This window comes from Xanthomonas sp. NCPPB 3005 (assembly GCF_041228095.2).
In the GTDB taxonomy this organism is placed as follows: Bacteria; Pseudomonadota; Gammaproteobacteria; order Xanthomonadales; family Xanthomonadaceae; genus Xanthomonas_A; species Xanthomonas_A bonasiae.
Genome location: NZ_CP166096.2, coordinates 4,490,025 through 4,507,853, shown reverse-complemented (window position 1 = coordinate 4,507,853; position 17,829 = coordinate 4,490,025). Strand labels below are relative to the sequence as shown.

The 17,829-nt window shown below is 70.1% G+C and carries 13 protein-coding genes; 10 read left to right on the top strand and 3 right to left on the bottom strand.

Annotated features, from left to right (window positions below; all coding sequences use genetic code 11):
- Positions 1-4 precede the first annotated feature (4 nt).
- From AB8810_RS19545 to AB8810_RS19505, 9 genes are read left to right on the top strand one after another with little or no spacing between them, the layout of a single operon-like run.
- Positions 5-2,149, top strand: coding sequence for a glycosyl transferase family protein (locus AB8810_RS19545; protein ID WP_369914602.1), 2,145 nt, complete (start codon positions 5-7; stop codon positions 2,147-2,149).
- The gene (locus AB8810_RS19540) at positions 2,146-4,989 is read left to right on the top strand and encodes a hypothetical protein (RefSeq protein ID WP_369914601.1); all 2,844 of its coding nucleotides are present in this window, start codon (positions 2,146-2,148) and stop codon (positions 4,987-4,989) included. Before AB8810_RS19545 ends, AB8810_RS19540 begins: the two co-directional genes overlap by 4 nt.
- Positions 4,990-5,009: 20 nt before the next feature.
- Entirely contained in the window at positions 5,010-6,044 is a 1,035-nt protein-coding gene (locus AB8810_RS19535; RefSeq protein WP_179568461.1) for a twin-arginine translocation pathway signal, read from the top strand.
- Positions 6,045-6,048: 4 nt separating this feature from the next.
- Entirely contained in the window at positions 6,049-7,173 is a 1,125-nt protein-coding gene (locus AB8810_RS19530) for a cell division protein FtsQ (protein WP_369914600.1), read from the top strand.
- A gap of 10 nt (positions 7,174-7,183) precedes the next feature.
- Positions 7,184-8,764 carry an MBOAT family protein gene (locus tag AB8810_RS19525; RefSeq protein ID WP_369914599.1) on the top strand — a complete coding sequence of 527 codons (1,581 nt, stop codon included), beginning with the start codon at positions 7,184-7,186 and terminating at the stop codon, positions 8,762-8,764.
- 13 nt (positions 8,765-8,777) lie between these two features.
- On the top strand, positions 8,778-9,008 hold the full coding sequence (locus AB8810_RS19520) for an acyl carrier protein (protein ID WP_369914598.1): 231 nt from the start codon (positions 8,778-8,780) through the stop codon (positions 9,006-9,008).
- A gap of 27 nt (positions 9,009-9,035) precedes the next feature.
- Positions 9,036-10,511 carry an AMP-binding protein gene (locus tag AB8810_RS19515; RefSeq protein WP_369914596.1) on the top strand — a complete coding sequence of 492 codons (1,476 nt, stop codon included), beginning with the start codon at positions 9,036-9,038 and terminating at the stop codon, positions 10,509-10,511.
- Complete coding sequence (locus tag AB8810_RS19510; protein ID WP_369914595.1) at positions 10,508-11,188, top strand: alginate O-acetyltransferase AlgF; 681 nt, start codon at positions 10,508-10,510, stop codon at positions 11,186-11,188. Before AB8810_RS19515 ends, AB8810_RS19510 begins: the two co-directional genes overlap by 4 nt.
- A gap of 3 nt (positions 11,189-11,191) precedes the next feature.
- Complete coding sequence (locus AB8810_RS19505) at positions 11,192-12,325, top strand: acyl-CoA dehydrogenase family protein (RefSeq protein ID WP_206256669.1); 1,134 nt, start codon at positions 11,192-11,194, stop codon at positions 12,323-12,325.
- Positions 12,326-12,340: 15 nt separating this feature from the next.
- Here AB8810_RS19505 and AB8810_RS19500 read toward each other — a convergent pair whose 3' ends face one another.
- On the bottom strand, positions 12,341-13,357 hold the full coding sequence (locus AB8810_RS19500) for a DUF4434 domain-containing protein (RefSeq protein WP_369914594.1): 1,017 nt from the start codon (positions 13,355-13,357) through the stop codon (positions 12,341-12,343).
- 385 nt (positions 13,358-13,742) lie between these two features.
- Here AB8810_RS19500 and def point away from each other — a divergent pair, with 385 nt between their 5' ends.
- The gene (def, locus tag AB8810_RS19495; protein WP_369914593.1) at positions 13,743-14,258 is read left to right on the top strand and encodes a peptide deformylase; all 516 of its coding nucleotides are present in this window, start codon (positions 13,743-13,745) and stop codon (positions 14,256-14,258) included.
- A 185-nt stretch (positions 14,259-14,443) separates the two neighbouring features.
- Here def and ettA read toward each other — a convergent pair whose 3' ends face one another.
- Entirely contained in the window at positions 14,444-16,105 is a 1,662-nt protein-coding gene (gene ettA, locus AB8810_RS19490; protein ID WP_179568447.1) for an energy-dependent translational throttle protein EttA, read from the bottom strand.
- A 145-nt stretch (positions 16,106-16,250) separates the two neighbouring features.
- Entirely contained in the window at positions 16,251-17,744 is a 1,494-nt protein-coding gene (locus AB8810_RS19485; RefSeq protein ID WP_369914591.1) for an MFS transporter, read from the bottom strand.
- Positions 17,745-17,829: the final 85 nt, after the last annotated feature.

Sequence of the window (17,829 nt, the reverse complement as noted above, 5' to 3'; positions counted from 1 at the left end):
GCCTGTGGACGGTCTGTACTGGAACATCTACCTGGCCAACTACTACGCCTTCCTGGAGACGGCGGCCGTGGTGGTCGCGGTGGTGATCCTGATCTCCAGCCTCGACGACCTGTTCATCGATGCCTGGTATTGGGCGCGCGAAATCTGGCGCAGCGTGATCCTCAAGCAGCGCAGCGAATACCGGCCGCTGACCCAGCAGGACCTGTTGCAGCGCCCGGAACAGACGCTGGCGATCATGGTGCCGGCCTGGGCCGAGTTCGACGTGATCGGGCAGATGGTCGAGAACATGATCGACGTGCTCGATTACCACGACTACGTGGTCTTCGTCGGCACCTATCCCAACGACGCGCAGACCATCGCCGAAGTGGAACGCATGCGCCGCCGCTACAAGCGCATGCGCCGCATCGAGGTGCCGCACGACGGCCCGACCAGCAAGGCCGACTGCCTGAACTGGCTGGTCCTGGCGATCTTCGAGTACGAGAAGCAGAACGACATCGAGTTCGCCGGCGTGGTCCTGCACGACAGCGAGGACGTGCTGCACCCGATGGAGCTGCGCTTCTTCAACTACCTGCTGCCGCGCAAGGACATGATCCAGTTGCCGGTGACCTCGCTGGACCGCGAGTGGTACGAACTGGTGGCCGGCGTGTACATGGACGAATTCGCCGAATGGCACGCCAAGGACCTGGTGGTGCGCGAAAGCGTGTCCGGCATGGTGCCGTCGGCCGGCGTCGGCACCTGTTTCTCGCGCAAGGCGCTGCTGGCGCTGAGCGAGGCCAGCGACAACCAGCCGTTCAACACCGACAGCCTGACCGAGGACTACGACGTCGGCGCGCGCCTGGCGGCGATGGGCATGCATTCGATCTTCGCGCGCTTCCCGGTGCAGTTCCGCGTGCGCCGTCCGTCGTGGTTCGGCTGGGGCCCTGTGCGCGAGCGCACCCTGCACATGGCGCTGTGCGTGCGCGAATACTTCCCCGACAACTTCCGCGCCTCGTACCGGCAGAAGGCGCGCTGGGTACTGGGGATCGGCCTGCAGAGCTGGGAAACCCTGGGCTGGCGCGGTTCGCTGGCGACCAAGTACCTGCTCGCGCGCGACCGCAAGGGCATCGTCACCTCGTTCGTCAGCGTGTTCGCCTATCTGATCTTCCTGCAGCTGTTGCTGTTCTGGCTGCTCAAGGTCGCCGGCGCGTGGGAGACCCAGTTCCCGACTATCTTCCAGAGCGGCACCTGGCAGATGAACGTGGCGCTGCTGACCACCGCCGCGCTGGCCACGCGCGTGGCGCAGCGCTTCTACTTCGTCAACCGCCTGTACGGCTGGGAACATGCGCTGATGTCGATCCCGCGCATGGTGGTCGGCAACATGATCAACTTCATGGCCACCGCGCGCGCCTGGCGCCTGTTCCTGCTGTACCTGCTGTTCGGCAAGCGCATGGTGTGGGACAAGACCATGCACGATTTCCCCAGCGCCGCGCAGCTGGTGCATACCCGCAGGCGCCTGGGCGAACTGCTGACAACCTGGGAGGCGGTCGAGCCCGAGCGCCTGGTGCAGGCGCTGCGGCAGCAGGAGGGCGGACGCCAGCAACCGCTGGGACGGATCCTGGTGGCGCAGGGCTGGCTGGACGACGAAACCCTGGCCGAAGCCATCGCCTTCCAGGGCGATCTGCCGCGCGCGGCGATCGACGTGGCGTATCTGCAGGCCGGGCAGTTCCCGTTGTCGGTGCAGGCCTGCGTGCAATGGCGGCTGCTGCCGCTGCCGTCGGACGTGCCCGGCGAAGTGGCGGTCGCGGTCTCCAACGCATTGTCCGAAGAGGAGCAGCAACGGTTGCTGCACGACCTGGACGCGAGCGTGCTGCGACAGGCGATCGCGCGCGAAAGCGAAATCAACGCCGGCCTGCGCCTGATCAGCGGCGAAAGCTACCGCGTCGACGCGGTGCCGCTGCTGGGCGACCTGCTGGTGGAACTGCGCCTGATCGCGCGCGACCAGTTCGAGCGCGTGCTGGACGAATACAGGCCGCAACGCGACGGCCGCATCGGCGACTACCTGGTCAAGCACGGCGTCGCCACCCAGGCGGCGATCGCCGCCGCCGTGCGCGAGCAGCATCGCCGTGCGGCCAACCCCCAGTACAGCATCGGCGGAGAGCTGAGCGCATGAGAATCAGCCTGCTCTCCAGCGTGATCGCCCTGAGCCTGCTCGGCCTGGGCAGCGCCACCGCGCACGCGCAGCAACTGCCATTGGCCGGCGCCGCCTATCGCATCGCCGAGGATGCCTATGCGTCCTACGCCCGCGGCGATTACCAGCAGGCCAACCGCCAGGCGGCCGAAGCGGCGCGGCTGCGCCCGGACGTGGTGCGCCTGCGCCTGTTGCAGATCTACGCGCTGCAGAAGCTGGGTCGCGGCGACGAAGCGCGCGCGCAGGCGCGCCGTGCACTCGCCGACGGGCTGCAGGATCCGGCGTTGCCGCGTCTGGCGGCCGCCGCTAACGCGGCATCCACGACGGCGTCCGGCGCAACGGCCGCGCGCGCCGGCGGCGCCCCCGCGCCACGCGTCACCACGCATCCCAGTGCCGCCGAGCAGGCCTATCGGCACGCCTTCGCACTCGCCACCCAGGCCTACGACGCCTACAACAACGACCGCATGGCCGAGGCCGCCGACAAGGCCGAACAGGCCTTCCGCCAACAGCCGCAGCAGGGCGCGTGGGCGGTCCTGTGGGTGTCGGCGCTGGAAACCCAGCAACGCTTCGAACAAGCCGAGGCCGCTGTCGCCGCGGCGATCCAGCTGGGCGCGCCGAATGTCGCCGATCTGCAGGCCAAGCGCGTGGCGCTGGGCCGCCAGCGCGCGGTCAGGCCGGCGCAGCAGGGCTACCAGGCGTTGATCGAGCAGGAGTTCGGCGCAGCCGCCGGGTTCGCCCGGCAAGCGGTGGCGTATGCGCCGGACGTGGCGTCGCACCGTCTGCTGCTGATGACCGCGCAGTTGCTGGACGGGCAACTGGCCGCCGCCGAGGCCACCGCCGACGCGGCCCTGGACAACGACAGCGACAACACCGTGGCGCTGGTGATGCGCGCGTACCTGCGCCAGCGCCAGTTGCATACCGCGCAGGCCAATGCCGATTTCGACGCCGCCCTGCAGCAGGACTGGCTGGATGCGCAGCAGCGGCGCAACGTGCGCCTGCTGGCGGTGGACGCGGCCATTGCGGCAGGCGACCGCGCGCGTGCCGCACGCCTGTTGCAGCCGCTGCAGGCCGATCCGCTGGCCGACGAGGAAGAGCCCGCGCGCCAGCAGATCGGCCAGGCCATCGCCCAGCGCGAGAAGGCACTGCGCAGCGCCCGCCCGGCGCCGACACTGACCCTGGCGACGTACCCGGCACCGTTCCAGCAATGCCGCGATACGCCCTACGGCACCCAGTGCGAACTGACGCCGGCCGACCTGCAAGGCAACGGTGGCGCCGCGTCGCGCGCCTACGCCGCGTACGCGCGGCAGGATTACCAGGACGCCATCCGCGAAGCGCAGCAGGCGCTGCAGCAGAGTCCGGACGATGGCAGCCTGCAGAACCTGCTCACCACCTCGCTGGCCGCCGGCGACCGCGCCCAGCGCACCCAGGCGCGGCAGCGCCTGGACAGTGCATTGCAGCAGCGTCCCGCCGACGCCGGCCTGCTGATGCAGCGCGGCTACCTGCAGCAGCGCGCCGGCCAACCGGCGCAGGCGCTCGACGATTTCCGCGCGGCCGAGGCCACCGGCAAGGCGCCGCCCAGCGTGATGCTCGACCAGGCCTATGCGAGCGCCGCCAACGGCGACAACCCGCAGGCGGTGGCGCTGCTGCGCAGCGCGATCGACCGCGCCGACCAGGGCACGCTGCCGCTGGACAAGGCGCAGCGCTACACCACGCGCAGTTCGATCGCCAACCTCGGGCGCGAGTGGGGCATCACCGCCGCGGCCGGCTACCGCGGTGCGCGCCAGGCCGCGAGCAACCTGGGCGGCACGGCGATCAGCACCCCGGGCGATTCGGTGTTCAGCACCCTGGAAGCGTTCTGGCGGCCCGAGGCGCTCAACAACCGCTACGGCACGCTGGAAGCGTATGCGCGCGCGGCCAACACGCTGTACGACGAGGGCGGCACGTTCGAATCGGTGCTCGCCGTGGACCCGTGCACCGGCGAAGCCACCGAGGACGCACGCGCGCGTGCCGAGCGCTTGAGCCGCTCGCGTTCCAGTGCCGGCTGGCCGTCCACGATCGGCTCGTTCGGCGTGCGCTACGCGTTCGGCCGCACCGGCCTGAGCGCGGGCATCGAGCGCCGCCAGTTCCTCGGCAGCGGCACCCGCAACGGCGGCGTCTATCCGGACGCGACCGCGATCCAGTGCCGCATCCAGCGCGACTCCAACCAGCCGCAGCAGATCAATACGCAGGCGCGCTATCGCCTGGACAGCGATGCCGGCGGCTGGATGTCCTACCTGACCTACGGCTTCTACCACGGCACCGGCGTGCGCACCGACGTGAACCAGTGGTGGACGCTGAGCGGCTATGCGCAGGCCGGCTACAGCTGGGACGACAACCGCGCGCGCTTCAGCGTGGATCGGCTGGACAGCAGCGGCGCGCCGGTCGAAACCCTGCTCGATTCCGATGGCCGCCTGCATCGCGCGCAATGGTTCGCCGCCGCGGAACTGCATGCCGGGCGCAGCTACCGCTTCGGCGCCGAGCAGACCCGCTGGGTGCTGACCCCATCTCTGGTGGTGGCCGCGGACTGGCTCGACCAGCGCTCGCGGGTCAGCGACATCGACTACCCGCTGATCGGCGAGCAGGCGTTCGCCCTGTCCGACACCGACCGCAGCTGGTCGCTCGGCGCCGGTCCCGGCGTTGGCGTGCGCTACTGGTTCCGCGAGGACCGCTACAACGCGGCGCGGTCCTACCTGGACCTGAGCGTGCAATACCGCTTCGCGATCGGCGGTGGCGATACCCAACGCGCCAAGGGCCTGTTCGCCACCGCCACCTTCTCCTACTGATGCCTGCCGAAACAACTGCCATGACCGATCCTGTCGCCCCGATTGTTCCCGTGCCTACCCGCGCGCTGTGGCTTGGCCTGCTGTGCGCCTTCGCCGCCGCGCCGGTGCTGGCGCAGGCGCCAACTGCCCCAGCCAGCGCCAGCGCCAGCGCGGCGCAGGATTCCTCGATCGTGATGGTCGGCAAGGACGGCTGGTTGTTCCCTGCATGGGGCAGCCTGAGCGAGGTCGATGGCGCCGCGATCGGGCGCAACACCGCGTTGATCGCCGAGGCGCGCGCGGCGCTGGCGGCGGCCGGAATCACGCTGGAGGTCGTGGTGCTGCCGGACAAGGCGCTGTTCTACGAGGACAAGCTGCCCGACGGCAAGCGCATGAGCGATGCCGTCCGCGGCCGCTATGCGTTGGTCCGCGCCGATCTGGTGACGGCGCAGGTGCCGGCGGTGGATGCGCTGCAGGTGCTGCGCCAGGTCAAGCAGGGCGGGCAGGACGTGTTCTACCGCAGCGACCAGCATTGGACCCAACCGGCCGCCGACGCGGTGGCGATGGCGGTCGCCGCGCAGATCCGCCAGCAGCTGCCGCACCTGCAGGGCCAGGACGGCACCGGCATGGCCCTGGGCAGCGAGATCAAGGAACGCCGCTTCGGCGATCTGGCCGAACTGTTCCTGACCGATGCGCAGCGCAAGGCGGTCGGCCGCGACACCTTCAGCGTGCGCCGCCAGTCCGAGCAGCAGGCGCTGCTGGACGACGCGCCGGCACCGGTGCACGTCACCGGGCACAGCATGGTGCAGCCGTATTTCGGTTTTCCGCAGAAACTGTCCAACGCGCTCGATCGCCCTGTATCGGTCAACTGGAAGCCCGGCAATGTCGGCCACTGGACGACGCTGCTGGAGTATCTGGAATCGCCCGAGTTCCAGCAGCGCAAGCCGCAGGTGCTGGTGTGGCAGATGTTCGAGCCGACCTATGGGCAGGGCCCGGACGCGCGCGGCCAGTGGGACAACGCCTCGATCATGAGCGTGCAGCAGTGGCAGGCGCGCCTGCACAAGGCGCTGGGAAAGTAAGCCGATGAGTGCACGTCCCGGCGCGCCTGCGCCACTGCCTGTGGCGGCCCCGGCGCGCGCGCATATCGCCACGGCTGCGGTGCTGGTCGCGCTGCTGGTCGCCGGCCTGGCGTGCGGGAGCTGGATGCTGGGTCGCGCCCAACTGCCGGCGGCATCGCTGGTGCCGGCACGCTGGGCCGATGGCGAGGCCGGCCGCGCGATCAATGCGGCATTGAAGCTGCCGCTGCAGGAGCGTGCCGACCTGGTCGGCGCGGCGGTGCGCTATCGGCTGCTCGGCGATCCGGGACCGCAGGTCGCGCTGGGTTGTCCGGACTGGTTGTTCTACCGCGATGGCCTGCGTCCGCCTGCGGGCGCAGGCGCGGCGGTGTTCGCCCAGCGCGTGCGCCTGATGCGGCACTGGTCGCGGCAACTGCAGGCGCAGGGCGTGCACCTGCTGGTGGTGGTGGTGCCGGACAAATCGCGGATCGAGCAGGCGCATACCTGCGGCCTGCGCCATTCGGCGCCGATGCGCGCGCGGTTGGGGCAGTGGCAACAGGCGCTGGCCGCCGCGGGTGTGGCCTCGACCGATCTGCTGCCGGTACTGCAGGCAGGGCAGGCGCCGGTGTTCTTCCGCACCGACGTGCACATGAACCGCATCGGCGCGCAGCGCGCCGCCGACGCGGTGGCCGCCTCCGCGCTGCCGCTGCTTGGCGGGCGCGGCGGGCAGGCGTTCGCGGTCGGCGCGCCCGGTGCGCCGACGCCGCGGATGGGCGACCTGATCGTGCTGGCCGGGCTGGAGCATGCGCCGCCGGCCTGGCGCCCGGCACTGGATCGCGAACCGCAGCAGACCATCGCACCGCTGCGCAGCGGCGGCTTGTTGGATGACACGCCGCCGGTGGAGGTACTACTGCTGGGCAGCTCCAACGGACGCCGCAGCCTGTTCGCCGAGCGCCTGGGCAATGCCCTGGGCCGCGAAGTGTGGAACCAGAGCCTGGACGGCGGCCAGTTCTCCGGCGCGCTGCTGGCGGCCTGGCCGCAGCGCGCGCACTGGCCGCCGAGCCTGAAGCTGGTGATCTGGGAATTCTCCGAAATGGCCCTGTCCCTGCCGCTGACCGAGGACGAGCAGGCGGCCTTGGCCGGGATCGACTGAGCGCCGACCGATGCTGTTCAATTCCTTCCTGTTCCTGCTGATGTTCCTGCCGATCGCGCTGGGCGTGCACTACCTGCTCGGTGCGCTGCAACCGCGCCTGGCCGCGCTGTGGCTGTGCGTGGCCTCGATCGTGTTCTACGGCTGGTGGAATCCGCAGTTCGTGGTGCTGCTGCTCGGCTCGATCGTGTTCAATTACCTGGTCAGCCTGCTCGTGCTGGCGCTGGCCCAGCGGCCACGGCTGCAACTGCTGGTGGTCGCGCTGGGCGTGGCCGCCGACCTGGCGTTGCTGATGCACTACAAGTACGTCGCGGCGATGGTCACCTTCGCGCACGGCCTGGGTGTCGACATCGGCCCGATGGATGCGTTGATCCTGCCGCTGGGCATTTCCTTCTTCACCTTCACCCAGATCGGCTACCTGCTCGACTGCCGCGCCGGTCTGGTCAACGACCGCAGCCCGCTCAGCTACGTGTTGTTCGTGACCTTCTTCCCGCACCTGATCGCCGGCCCCATCCTCCACCACAAGGAAATGATGCCGCAGTTCAGCAGGCGCGAGACCTACCGTTTCCACGCCGACAATCTGTCGGTCGGCGGCATGCTGTTCGTGATCGGCCTGGCCAAGAAGGTGTTGCTGGCCGACAGCATCGCGCCGTACGCCGACGCCGGTTTCGCCAGCACCGGCGAGCTGCAGTTCTGGGGCGCATGGGCCACCGCGTTGAGCTACGCGCTGCAGCTGTATTTCGATTTTTCCGGCTACTCGGACATGGCGCTGGGGCTGGCGCGGATGTTCGGCATCCGCTTCCCGCTCAACTTCAATTCGCCGTACAAGGCGACCAGCGTGATCGACTTCTGGTCGCGCTGGCACATGACCCTGACCCGCTACATCACCGCCTACCTGTACTACCCGGTGGCGATGGCGGTGACGCGCTGGCGCAGCCGCCACGGGCGCGCCAGCGGCCCGGCCGCGGTGGCCTCGGCGGGCGGCTTCCTGTCGTTGATCGTGCTGCCCACGGTGTGGGCGATGGGCCTGGCCGGCATCTGGCATGGCGCCGGCCTGCAGTTCCTGATCTTCGGCCTGCTGCATGCCGCCTACCTGGCGATCAACCATGCCTGGCGCATCTTCGTCGTCGGCCGCACGCCGGCGGCGCTGCGCACGTTCAATCCGCTGCAGCATGTCGGGTACCTGTTGCTGACCTTCGCCGCGGTGCTGGTGGCGCAGGCGTTCTTCCGCGCCGACGGCGTGGGCGATGCATGGCAGTTGGTGCAGGGCATGGCCGGCCTGCGCGGCGCGGAAAGCCTGCACGGCCTCGGCCATGTCGCCGGCATGGGCCTGGGCGATGCCTGGCGCCTGCTGATCGGCCATCACGTGCAGTTGCTGTACATCGCGCTGCTGCTGGCGATCGTATGGCTGGCGCCGAACGCGCACCAGATCATGGGCGTGTATTCGCCCGCGTTGAGCAAGCCGAACCCGGCGCCGCGCGCGTGGATGCGCTGGCAGCCCAGCCTGCCGTGGTTGCTGGCGATGCTGTCGCTGCTCGTGCTGTGCCTGTCGAGCCTGCACAAGGCATCGCGTTTCCTCTATTTCCAGTTCTGACAAGGTGAACCCCATGGACATGCAGACCCTCCAGACCCAGCTGAGCGACATCGTCGAGAGCGTGATCGGCACCCGCGTGCAGCCCGACAAATACATGGAATCGCTGTTCGATTCGATGTCCAAGGTGCAGCTGATGGTCGAGGTCAAGGACCGTCTCGGCGTGACCCTGCCGATCGACGAGATCGACACGCTGGTCGAATCGGTGCAGGTGCTGGCCGAGTACGTGGCCGCGCACCGGCGTTGAGCGCGGACCGCGCCAGGAGCCGCATGCATGCGCTTTGATTTCGAGCGATGCCGTTTCGTCGAGCGCGAACACGCCGCGCAGGCGCCCGCGCTGCGCGATGCCGATGGCGTGCTGGACTGGGCCGGGGTGTACCAGGCCACGCAGGAGTGGGTCGCCCGCGCGCAGCGCGCTGGCGTGCAGCCGGGCGATGCGCTGGTGATCTGGGGCCACAAGCAGTCCGCCTTCGTGGTGGCCATGCTCGGCTGCCTGCAACTGGGCGTGACCTACGTGCCGGTGGATACCATCAATCCGCCGGCGCGGCTGCAGCGCATCGTCGCGCTGGTGCACGCCGCCGCGGTCTACGACGCCGCCACCGATGCGTTCGGCCCTGGTGCCGACGACGCGCGCGCGCTGGCGGTGCCGGAGCTGGCCTACATCATGTTCACCTCCGGCAGCACCGGCGATCCCAAGGGCGTGCAGATCGGCCGCGACAGCGTGGCCCTGTTCGCCGGCTGGATCCGCGACTGCCTGGCGCTGGGGCCGGCGCCGGCCTTCCTCAACCAGATGCTGTTCAACTTCGATTTCTCGCTGTTCGACCTGTGCGGCGCGCTAGGCCTGGGCGGGTGCTGCGTGCTGTGCCCGCGCGAGGTGATCGCCGACAGCGACCGTTTCGTCGACCATCTGCGCCAGTCCGACGTGGCGGTGTGGGCGTCCACGCCCTCGTTCGTGCGCCAGCAGCTGCTCAATCCGCGCTTCAGCGCCGAGCGCCTGCCCGCGCTGCAGGTGTTCGTGTTCGGCGCCGAGTCGCTGACCCCGCGCGTGGCCGAAGAGGTGTGGGCGCGCTTTCCGCAGGCGCGCATCGTCAACTCCTACGGCCCGACCGAAGCGACCTGTTCCACCACCTGGGTGGAGATCGATGCCGCACTGCGCGCGGCCGCACCCAACCCGTTCCCGATCGGCGTGGCCAAGCCGTATGCCGAGGTGTTCCTCGACGCCGGCGAGATCTGCATGGCCGGCGACCACGTGATGCGCGGCTATCTGGACCGCCCCGACCTCGACCAGGGCGTGCTGTTCGAGCACAACGGCAAGCGTGCCTACCGCAGCGGCGACCTGGGCGAGGTCGATGCGCAGGGCCGGCTCTACTTCCGCGGCCGCAGGGACGACCAGATCAAGCTCAACGGCTATCGCATCGAACTGGCCGAAGTGGATGCGGCGCTGTCGACCCTGGACGGCGTGGTCGCCGGTGCTGCCGTGGTGCTGCGCCGGCCCGATGGCAGCCTGGTGCGGATGATCGGCTTCGTCGAACTGTCGGTGCCGGGCCTCGGCGCGGTACAGCCGCTGCCGGATGCGCTGCGGGACTGGAAGCAGCAACTCGCTCGCCGCGTGCCGGCCTACATGATTCCCTCCGAACTGATCGCCGTGGACGCGTTGCCCACCGGCAACAGCGACAAGGTCGATCGCAAACAATTGGAGCAGCGCTATGCCATGGCGCGCACGCTCCGCAGCCAGGAAACGCCACGATGAAATTGATGCTCGCATTGCTTGCCGCCACCGCGCTCGCGCCACTGGCCGCCACCGCCCAACAGGGCGCCGCGGAAGGCCGCCTCGCGCAGCTGTACGCCGCGCGCCCGCCGGCCGGTTCGGCGTTCGTGCGCGTGCTCAACCCGGGCGATGCCGCGCTCGAGGTCGGCATCGGCAATGGCGCCGCACAGCGCATCGGTCCGGCCACCCGCGCCACCCGCTACGCCATCGTCGAAGGCGGCAAGCCGTTCGCGCTGCGCGTGGCCGGCAAGGCGCGCGAGCAGGCGCAGGTCGCCGCGGGCAGCTTCACCACGCTGGTGCTGGACCCGGCCGCGCCGTCGCGGCCGCTGGCGGTGCTGGCCGATGGCGGCGGCAGCAGCGACGCGCTCAAGGCCGAGATCCGCTTCTACAACCTGGCCGGCGGCTGCGGCCAGGCGCGGCTGGCGATCGCCGACAACGGCGCGGTGGTATTCCCGGCCGTCGCCGCGGGCGCCAGCAGCGCGCGCGCGATCAACCCGGTCAAGGCCCGCCTGGTCGCCACGTGCGGCAGCAAGGACAGCGTGCCGCTGGCGCTGCCGTCGCTGCAGCCCGGCGACCACTACAGCCTGTTCCTGAGCGGCAGCGGCAATGCGCTGGTGCTGCAGGGCCAGCTCAGCGGCACCGATCCGGTCGGCCGCTGAGCCATGCGCGAGCGCCCCGTGTTCCGCGAAGACCACACGCTGTTCCGTGCGCAGGTGCGGCGTTTCATCGACAGCCAGATCGCCCCGCACTACGCGCAGTGGGAGCGCGACGGCATCACCCCGCGCGCGCTGTGGCGTGCGGCCGGCGCGGCCGGCCTGCTCAACTGCCAGCTGCCCGAGCCCTACGGCCTGGGCGGCGACGCCGGGCATGCCGCCTGCGTGATCGAGGAACTGGCGCGGGCGAATTTCCTCGGCATCGGCTTCTCGATCCATTCGGACATGGTCGCGCCGTACCTGATGCAGTACGGCAGCGACGCGGTGCGCGACGCGTGGTTGCCGAAGATGGCGCGCGGCGAGGCGATCGGCGCCATCGCGATGACCGAGCCCGGCGCCGGCAGCGACCTCAAGGCGATCCGCACCCGCGCCGTGCGCCACGGCGAACACTACCTGCTCAACGGCCAGAAGACCTGGATCACCAACGGCAGCAACGCCGACGTGGCGGTGGTGGTGGCGACCGTGGCGCCGGAACTGGGCGCGCGCGGCTTGAGCCTGTTCTGCGTCGACACCGCACTGCCCGGCGTCGTCCGCGGCGCGCCGATGGCCAAGATCGGCCAGCACGCGCAGGACACCAGCGAGCTGTTCTTCCAGGACGTGGCGGTGCCGGTCTCGCACCTGCTCGGCGCGGAACAGCGCGGCTTCGATTACCTCGGCGAACAACTGGCCGCCGAACGCCTGGCGATCGCGCTGCGCGCCGCGGCCTCGGCCGAAGGCATGCTCGACCAGACCCTGGCCTACGTGCGCCAGCGCAAGGCGTTCGGCCGCCACCTGATCGACCACCAGAACACCCGTTTCGTGCTCGCCGACGCGGCGTCGCGGCTGGCGATGCTGCGCAGTTTCCTCGACCAGTGCCTGGGCGAGCACATGCAGGGCCGGCTGCAGGCGACCACCGCGGCGATGGCCAAGCTCAACGCCACCGAGATCCAGGGCCAGGTGCTGGACGCGCTGCTGCAGCTGCACGGCGGGTACGGCTACAGCAGCGAGTACGGCATCGGCCGCGCCTGGGCCGATGCGCGCGCGCTGCGCATCTTCGGCGGCACCAGCGAGATCCTGCGCGACATCATCGGCCGCGCCCTGTAGGCGCGCGCCGGGCGGCTATTGGCGCCCGGCGCGCCACTGCCGGCGCAGCGCCTGCGCACGTGGCGAGTCCTGCGACAGCCACGGGTCCAGCGCGAACGCGAAGATGCCGGCGGCGCCGCTGCGCTGCGCCCACGCCAGCTGCTTCTGGATACGTGCGGCATCGGCGGTCTGCGCCTGGAAGTGGCTGCCGTCGGCGGCCGAGCTGGGCAGTTCCTCGAACAGTTCGACCACCACGTCGAAGGCGACCTGGCGCGCGCGCAGCGACGCCAGCAGCGGATCCACGCCGTCCAGGTTGTCCAGCCCGGCGACGCCGACGCCGTCCTGCACCATCGGCCGCAGCGGCACCTGGTCGAGGATGCGGTTCCACAGCTGCGGCAGCGAACCGCTGGTCTGCAGCCGGCTGAAATACGTGGAGATCGCGGTGACCTTTTCGGTGCCGGCGCTGGCCGCTGCGCACAGCGCGGCCAGCCAGCTGCACAGGCGCTGCTGCCGCGCGTCCTGCGCCCAGTGGAACTGTTCCAGTTCGTACGGCAGGTACCAGCCGTCGAAGTTGGCCTGCCTGCGCCACGGCGCGGCCTGCAGATAGGCGCGCGCGTTGTCCAGGGTCAGCGCCAGGAACGCATCCAGCGTGGCCAGGTCCGGCGCCTGCAGCGCCTTCCACCAACTGCTGTGATACGGCAGGCCGACCCGCACCTGCAGGCCGGCGGCGGCGGCCGTGGAGAAGATCAGCTGCAGCGTGCTGTCCGGCAGGGTCCAGTCCGCATCGCCGCCGCTGCCGTACAGCCCGGCCCACTGCACCACGATCTGCCGGCAGCCCAGGCGCTGGGCGAGCGCCATGTGCTGTTGCCAGTCCTGCGCGCCCAGGTCCAGGTGGCTGCGCCACGGCTGGATGAAGCTGCCGTCGAAACGCGGCGGATTCGAACAGCCCGGCAGCAGGCCCAGTCCGAACGCCGCCGGGGCCAGCACGGCCAGCCGCAGCAGGTCGCGCCGGCTCGGCGAGAAGAAAGAGGATCCAGGGCGATCGTTGTGCATTGCCTGCGCGCGGCGGAGTCCAGGTCGTTGTTCTACAGCATCGCCACGAAAAATCGCGTCGCGCCGCATGCGCGATGCGGCGACGGTCGCCGCAAACGCGCCGCTGCAGATGGATTTCGCAGTGGCGCGCGGCGCCGGCCTCGCGTCCCGCTCGATCAGGCGCCAAGCACGCCGGCTGGGAAAGGCCGCCACGTGGCGGCCGACACCACCGGCCACCGCTGCTGCACAGGACTTGCGAAGGGCCGGCCGGGTGCAGTGTGGGAGGGGCTTCGGCCCCGGCCCCGTGCGCAGCCGCGAACACCCACGGTCACGCTGACCCGACCAGGCTGCAAGCGCGCGCCAGTCGGCGGATAATCGGCGCGGCACTCGGGCACAGGAGCAGGGCATGATCCGCGACATCATCCGCATGGGCGACCAGCGCCTGCTGCGCATCGCGCAGCCGGTCGACACGTTCGGCAGCGCGCAGTTGCACGCCTTGGTCGCCGACATGTTCGAGACCATGGACGCCGCACGCGGCGTCGGCCTGGCCGCGCCGCAGATCGCAGTGGACCTGCAACTGATGGTGTTCGGCTTCGACAGCAATGCGCGCTATCCCGATGCACCGGCGGTACCGCGCACCGCACTGGCCAACGTGCAGATCGAGCCGCTGTCCAACGAACTGGAGGATGGCTGGGAAGGCTGCCTGTCCATTCCCGGGCTGCGCGCGGTGATCCCGCGCTACCGGCAGATCCGCTACCGCGGCCTGGACCCGGACGGCAACGCGGTGGTGTGCGAGGCCGAAGGCTTCCATGCGCGGGTGGTGCAGCACGAGCACGATCATCTGATCGGCCGGCTGTACCCGTCGCGGATCCGCGACTTCGGCAAGTTCGGCTTCGAGGACGTGCTGTCCTACGAGCTGTAGCGCTTTGGTCGGCGCTTCCCCCTGTAGGAGCGGCTTCAGCCGCGACCGGGCGTTACCGGTAATGCCCGGTCGCGGCTGAAGCCGCTCCTACAGGTCCAGGCGGCCGAGAGAACCCGAGCGCCGGAATGCACACGGCCCGCTGTGCGCGGGCCGTGGCAAGGTGCATCTGCGCGTTCCGCGCTCGCTTACTTGAGCGCCTTGAAACGCAGCCGCTTCGGACCGGCGTCGTCGCCCATGCGGCGGCGCTTGTCGATCTCGTACTCGCGGTAGTTGCCCTGGAAGAACTCCACGTGCGAGTCGCCTTCGAACGCCAGGATGTGGGTCGCGATGCGATCCAGGAACCAGCGGTCGTGCGAGATCACGAAGGTGTTGCCGGGGAACTCCAGCAGCGCGTCTTCCAGCGCGCGCAGCGTCTCGATGTCCAGGTCGTTGGAGGGTTCGTCGAGCAGCAGCACGTTGCCGCCCTGCAGCAGGGTCTTGGCCATGTGCAGGCGGCCGCGTTCGCCGCCGGACAGGCTGCCGACCAGCTTCTGCTGGTCCTGGCCCTTGAAGTTGAAACGGCCCAGGTAGGCGCGCGACTGGATCTCCACGCCGTTGATGTTGAGGATGTCCAGGCCGCCGGAGACTTCCTGGAACACGTTGTGGTTGCCTTCCAGCTTGTCGCGGCTCTGGTCCACGTAGGCCAGCTTCACCGTCGGCCCGAGCACGATCTCGCCCGAGTCCGGCTTCTCCTTGCCGATGATCATCTTGAACAGCGTCGACTTGCCGGCGCCGTTGGGGCCGATGATGCCGACGATGGCGCCGGACGGTACCAGGAAGCTGAGGTCGTCGATCAGCAGGCGGTCGCCGAACTTCTTGGTGACGTGCTTGAACTCGAGCACCGCGTTGCCCAGGCGCTCGCCCGGCGGAATGAAGATCTCGTTGGTCTCGTTGCGGCGCTGGTAATCGACCGACTGCAGTTCTTCCAGGCGCGCCAGACGCGCCTTGCCCTTGGTGCGGCCGCCCTTGGCGTTCTGCCGCGACCACTCCAGTTCCTTCTGGATCGCCTTCTGCCGCGACTTCTCCTGGTTGTCTTCCTGCTTCAGGCGCTCTTCCTTCTGCATCAGCCAGTCGGTGTAGTTGCCCTTCCACGGGATGCCGCGGCCGCGGTCCAGTTCCAGGATCCACTCGGCGGCGTTGTCGAGGAAGTAGCGGTCATGGGTCACCGCCACCACGGTGCCGGTGTAGCGCGCCAGGAACTGCTCCAGCCATTCGACGGACTCGGCGTCCAGGTGGTTGGTCGGTTCGTCGAGCAGCAGCATGTCCGGCTTCTGCAGCAGCAGCCGGCACAGCGCCACGCGGCGCTTCTCACCGCCCGACAGCGGGCCGATCACCGCGTCCCACGGCGGCAGGCGCAGCGCGTCGGCGGCCACTTCCAGCTGCTGTTCCAGCAGGTGCGCATCGCCGGCGGCCAGGATCGCTTCCAGCCGTTGCTGCTCGGCGGCGAGCTTGTCGAAGTCGGCGCCTTCCTCGGCATAGGCCTCGTAGATCTTGTCCAGCGCGGCCTGCGCCTGCAGCACTTCGCCGACGCCTTCCTCGACCGCTTCGCGCACGGTCTTGGCCGGGTCCAGCTCCGGCTCCTGCGCCAGGTAGCCGACCTTGATGCCCGGCTGCGGGCGCGCTTCGCCGCTGAAATCGGTGTCCACGCCGGCCATGATCTTCAGCACCGTGGACTTGCCGGCGCCGTTGAGGCCGAGCAGGCCGATCTTGGCGCCCGGGAAGAACGACAGCGAGATGTCCTTGATGATCTGGCGCTTCGGCGGCACCGTCTTGCTGACGCCGTTCATGGTGTAGATGTATTGCGACATGGGGTCTCCGGAAGGCGCAGGACGCCCGCCGGCCGGGGCCGGAAGGCGCGAAATGGATGTCCGCGATTATAGCGGCACCGGCGCAGGCACGTCGGCGGCCGGCGCGCATGCGCCGCGTACCGACGCGGTACCGGCGCGGTCGGGTTCAGGCGGCCGCGGCCTGCACCTGGCGGCGCTGGCGCTGCCGGTAGACCAGCGTGCACGCCACCAGCAGCAGCATCGCCAGCCACTCGCTGCCCAGTGCCGCCTGCATCGCCGCCAGGCTGCCGCCGCCGCGCGCGTGCGCGTAGACCGCGCCCAGCGCCGCCGGGCCCAGGCCCATCGCCGCCTGCAGGACGGTGGAGAGCATGGCGCTGCCCGCACCCGCATGTTCGGTCGGCACCTGCGACAGGCCGATGCGGTAGAAGCAGGCCACGATCCACGCCTGTCCGGCGCCGATCAGCGCGGTCGCCGGCGCCAGCGCGCGCCAGCCGGGATGCGGCCACACCGCGTGCAAGGTCCACGCCAGCGCGAGCAGGCCCAGCATCTGCACCATGCAGCCCATCAGCAGCGTCGGCAGCAGCCCGAACCGGGCCACTCCGCGCGCGCTGACCAGCGCCGAGCAGAAGTACGCCGCGCCGAGCACGATGAAGGCATTGCCCGACTGCAGCGGCGACAGCCCGGCGCCGGACTGCAAGGTCAGCGCGAGCACGAACATGAAGCCGCTCCAGCAGGCGAAGAACACCCCGCCCAGCAGCAGCGCGAAGCGCACGCTGGGCAGGCGCAGCAGCGCCGGCGGCAGCAGCGGCACGCGGCCACGGCGCTGCTGCCAGGCTTCGGTGCGGGCCAGCGCCGCCAGCAACGGCACGCTCGCGGCCAGCACCGCCAGGCACGGCGCCGACCAATGCAGGGTGGGGCCGAGCGCCAGCGGCAGCAGCAGGCAGGCCAGGAACAGCCCCAGCAACCCGGCGCCGGCCAGGTCGGGCGGCATCCGCCGCGCCGCGCGCGTCTCCGGCACCGCGCGCAGGCCCGCCAGCGCCAGCACGCAGAACGGCAGGTTGATCAGGAAGATGGCGCGCCAGCCGGAACCGGCGATGTCGGCCGTGACCAGGGTGCCGCCCAGCACCTGGCCGATGACGAAGGCGATTCCGCCCAGCGAGCCGTACAGCGCCAGCGCCCGCGCATGCGCCGCGCCGCGCAGGCTGACGTGGATGGTGGCGAGGATCTGCGGCACCGCCAGCGCCGCGCCCAGGCCCTGCAGCACGCGGCCGGCGAGCAGGGCGGGCACCGACCCGGCCAGTCCGCACAGCAGCGAGGCCACCGCGAACAGCAGCACGCCGGCGGCGAACACCCGGCGCCGGCCCAGGTTGTCGCCCAGCCGCCCGCCCGCGGCCAGGCCCACCGCGAACGCCACGCCGTACACCGCCACGATCAGTTCCAGCGCCGTCGCCGAGGCGTGCAGCGTGTGGGCGATGGAACCCAGGGCGACGTTGATGATGGAAAAATCGATCAGCGGCAGCATCTGCCCGAGCAGCAGGATGGCCAGGCCCCAGGCGCCCAGCGTCGGCGGCGAGGCGCTGGGGCAGACGCATGCAGGCGGCTGCCGGTCGAGGCGATCGAGGGAATGGGGCGTGGCGGCGGGAGCGGAGGAGGTGGTCATGGCGCGCAGTATCCGGACCGCTTAAACTGGTACAAGTAGTTATTTATCCTGGTATTGGCGCTTCCTGCCTGGGGCTGGGATCGCT

Excerpts from the sequence above, each read along its gene's own strand:
- AB8810_RS19500 (WP_369914594.1), bottom strand. The coding sequence starts at position 13,357 with ATGCACAACGATCGCCCTGGATCCTCTTTCTTCTCGCCGAGCCGGCGC.
- def (WP_369914593.1), top strand. The coding sequence starts at position 13,743 with ATGATCCGCGACATCATCCGCATGGGCGACCAGCGCCTGCTGCGCATC.
- AB8810_RS19535 (WP_179568461.1), top strand. The coding sequence starts at position 5,010 with ATGACCGATCCTGTCGCCCCGATTGTTCCCGTGCCTACCCGCGCGCTG.
- AB8810_RS19515 (WP_369914596.1), top strand. The coding sequence starts at position 9,036 with ATGCGCTTTGATTTCGAGCGATGCCGTTTCGTCGAGCGCGAACACGCC.
- AB8810_RS19540 (WP_369914601.1), top strand. The coding sequence starts at position 2,146 with ATGAGAATCAGCCTGCTCTCCAGCGTGATCGCCCTGAGCCTGCTCGGC.
- AB8810_RS19505 (WP_206256669.1), top strand. The coding sequence starts at position 11,192 with ATGCGCGAGCGCCCCGTGTTCCGCGAAGACCACACGCTGTTCCGTGCG.
- AB8810_RS19485 (WP_369914591.1), bottom strand. The coding sequence starts at position 17,744 with ATGACCACCTCCTCCGCTCCCGCCGCCACGCCCCATTCCCTCGATCGC.
- AB8810_RS19510 (WP_369914595.1), top strand. The coding sequence starts at position 10,508 with ATGAAATTGATGCTCGCATTGCTTGCCGCCACCGCGCTCGCGCCACTG.
- ettA (WP_179568447.1), bottom strand. The coding sequence starts at position 16,105 with ATGTCGCAATACATCTACACCATGAACGGCGTCAGCAAGACGGTGCCG.
- AB8810_RS19530 (WP_369914600.1), top strand. The coding sequence starts at position 6,049 with ATGAGTGCACGTCCCGGCGCGCCTGCGCCACTGCCTGTGGCGGCCCCG.
- AB8810_RS19520 (WP_369914598.1), top strand. The coding sequence starts at position 8,778 with ATGGACATGCAGACCCTCCAGACCCAGCTGAGCGACATCGTCGAGAGC.
- AB8810_RS19525 (WP_369914599.1), top strand. The coding sequence starts at position 7,184 with ATGCTGTTCAATTCCTTCCTGTTCCTGCTGATGTTCCTGCCGATCGCG.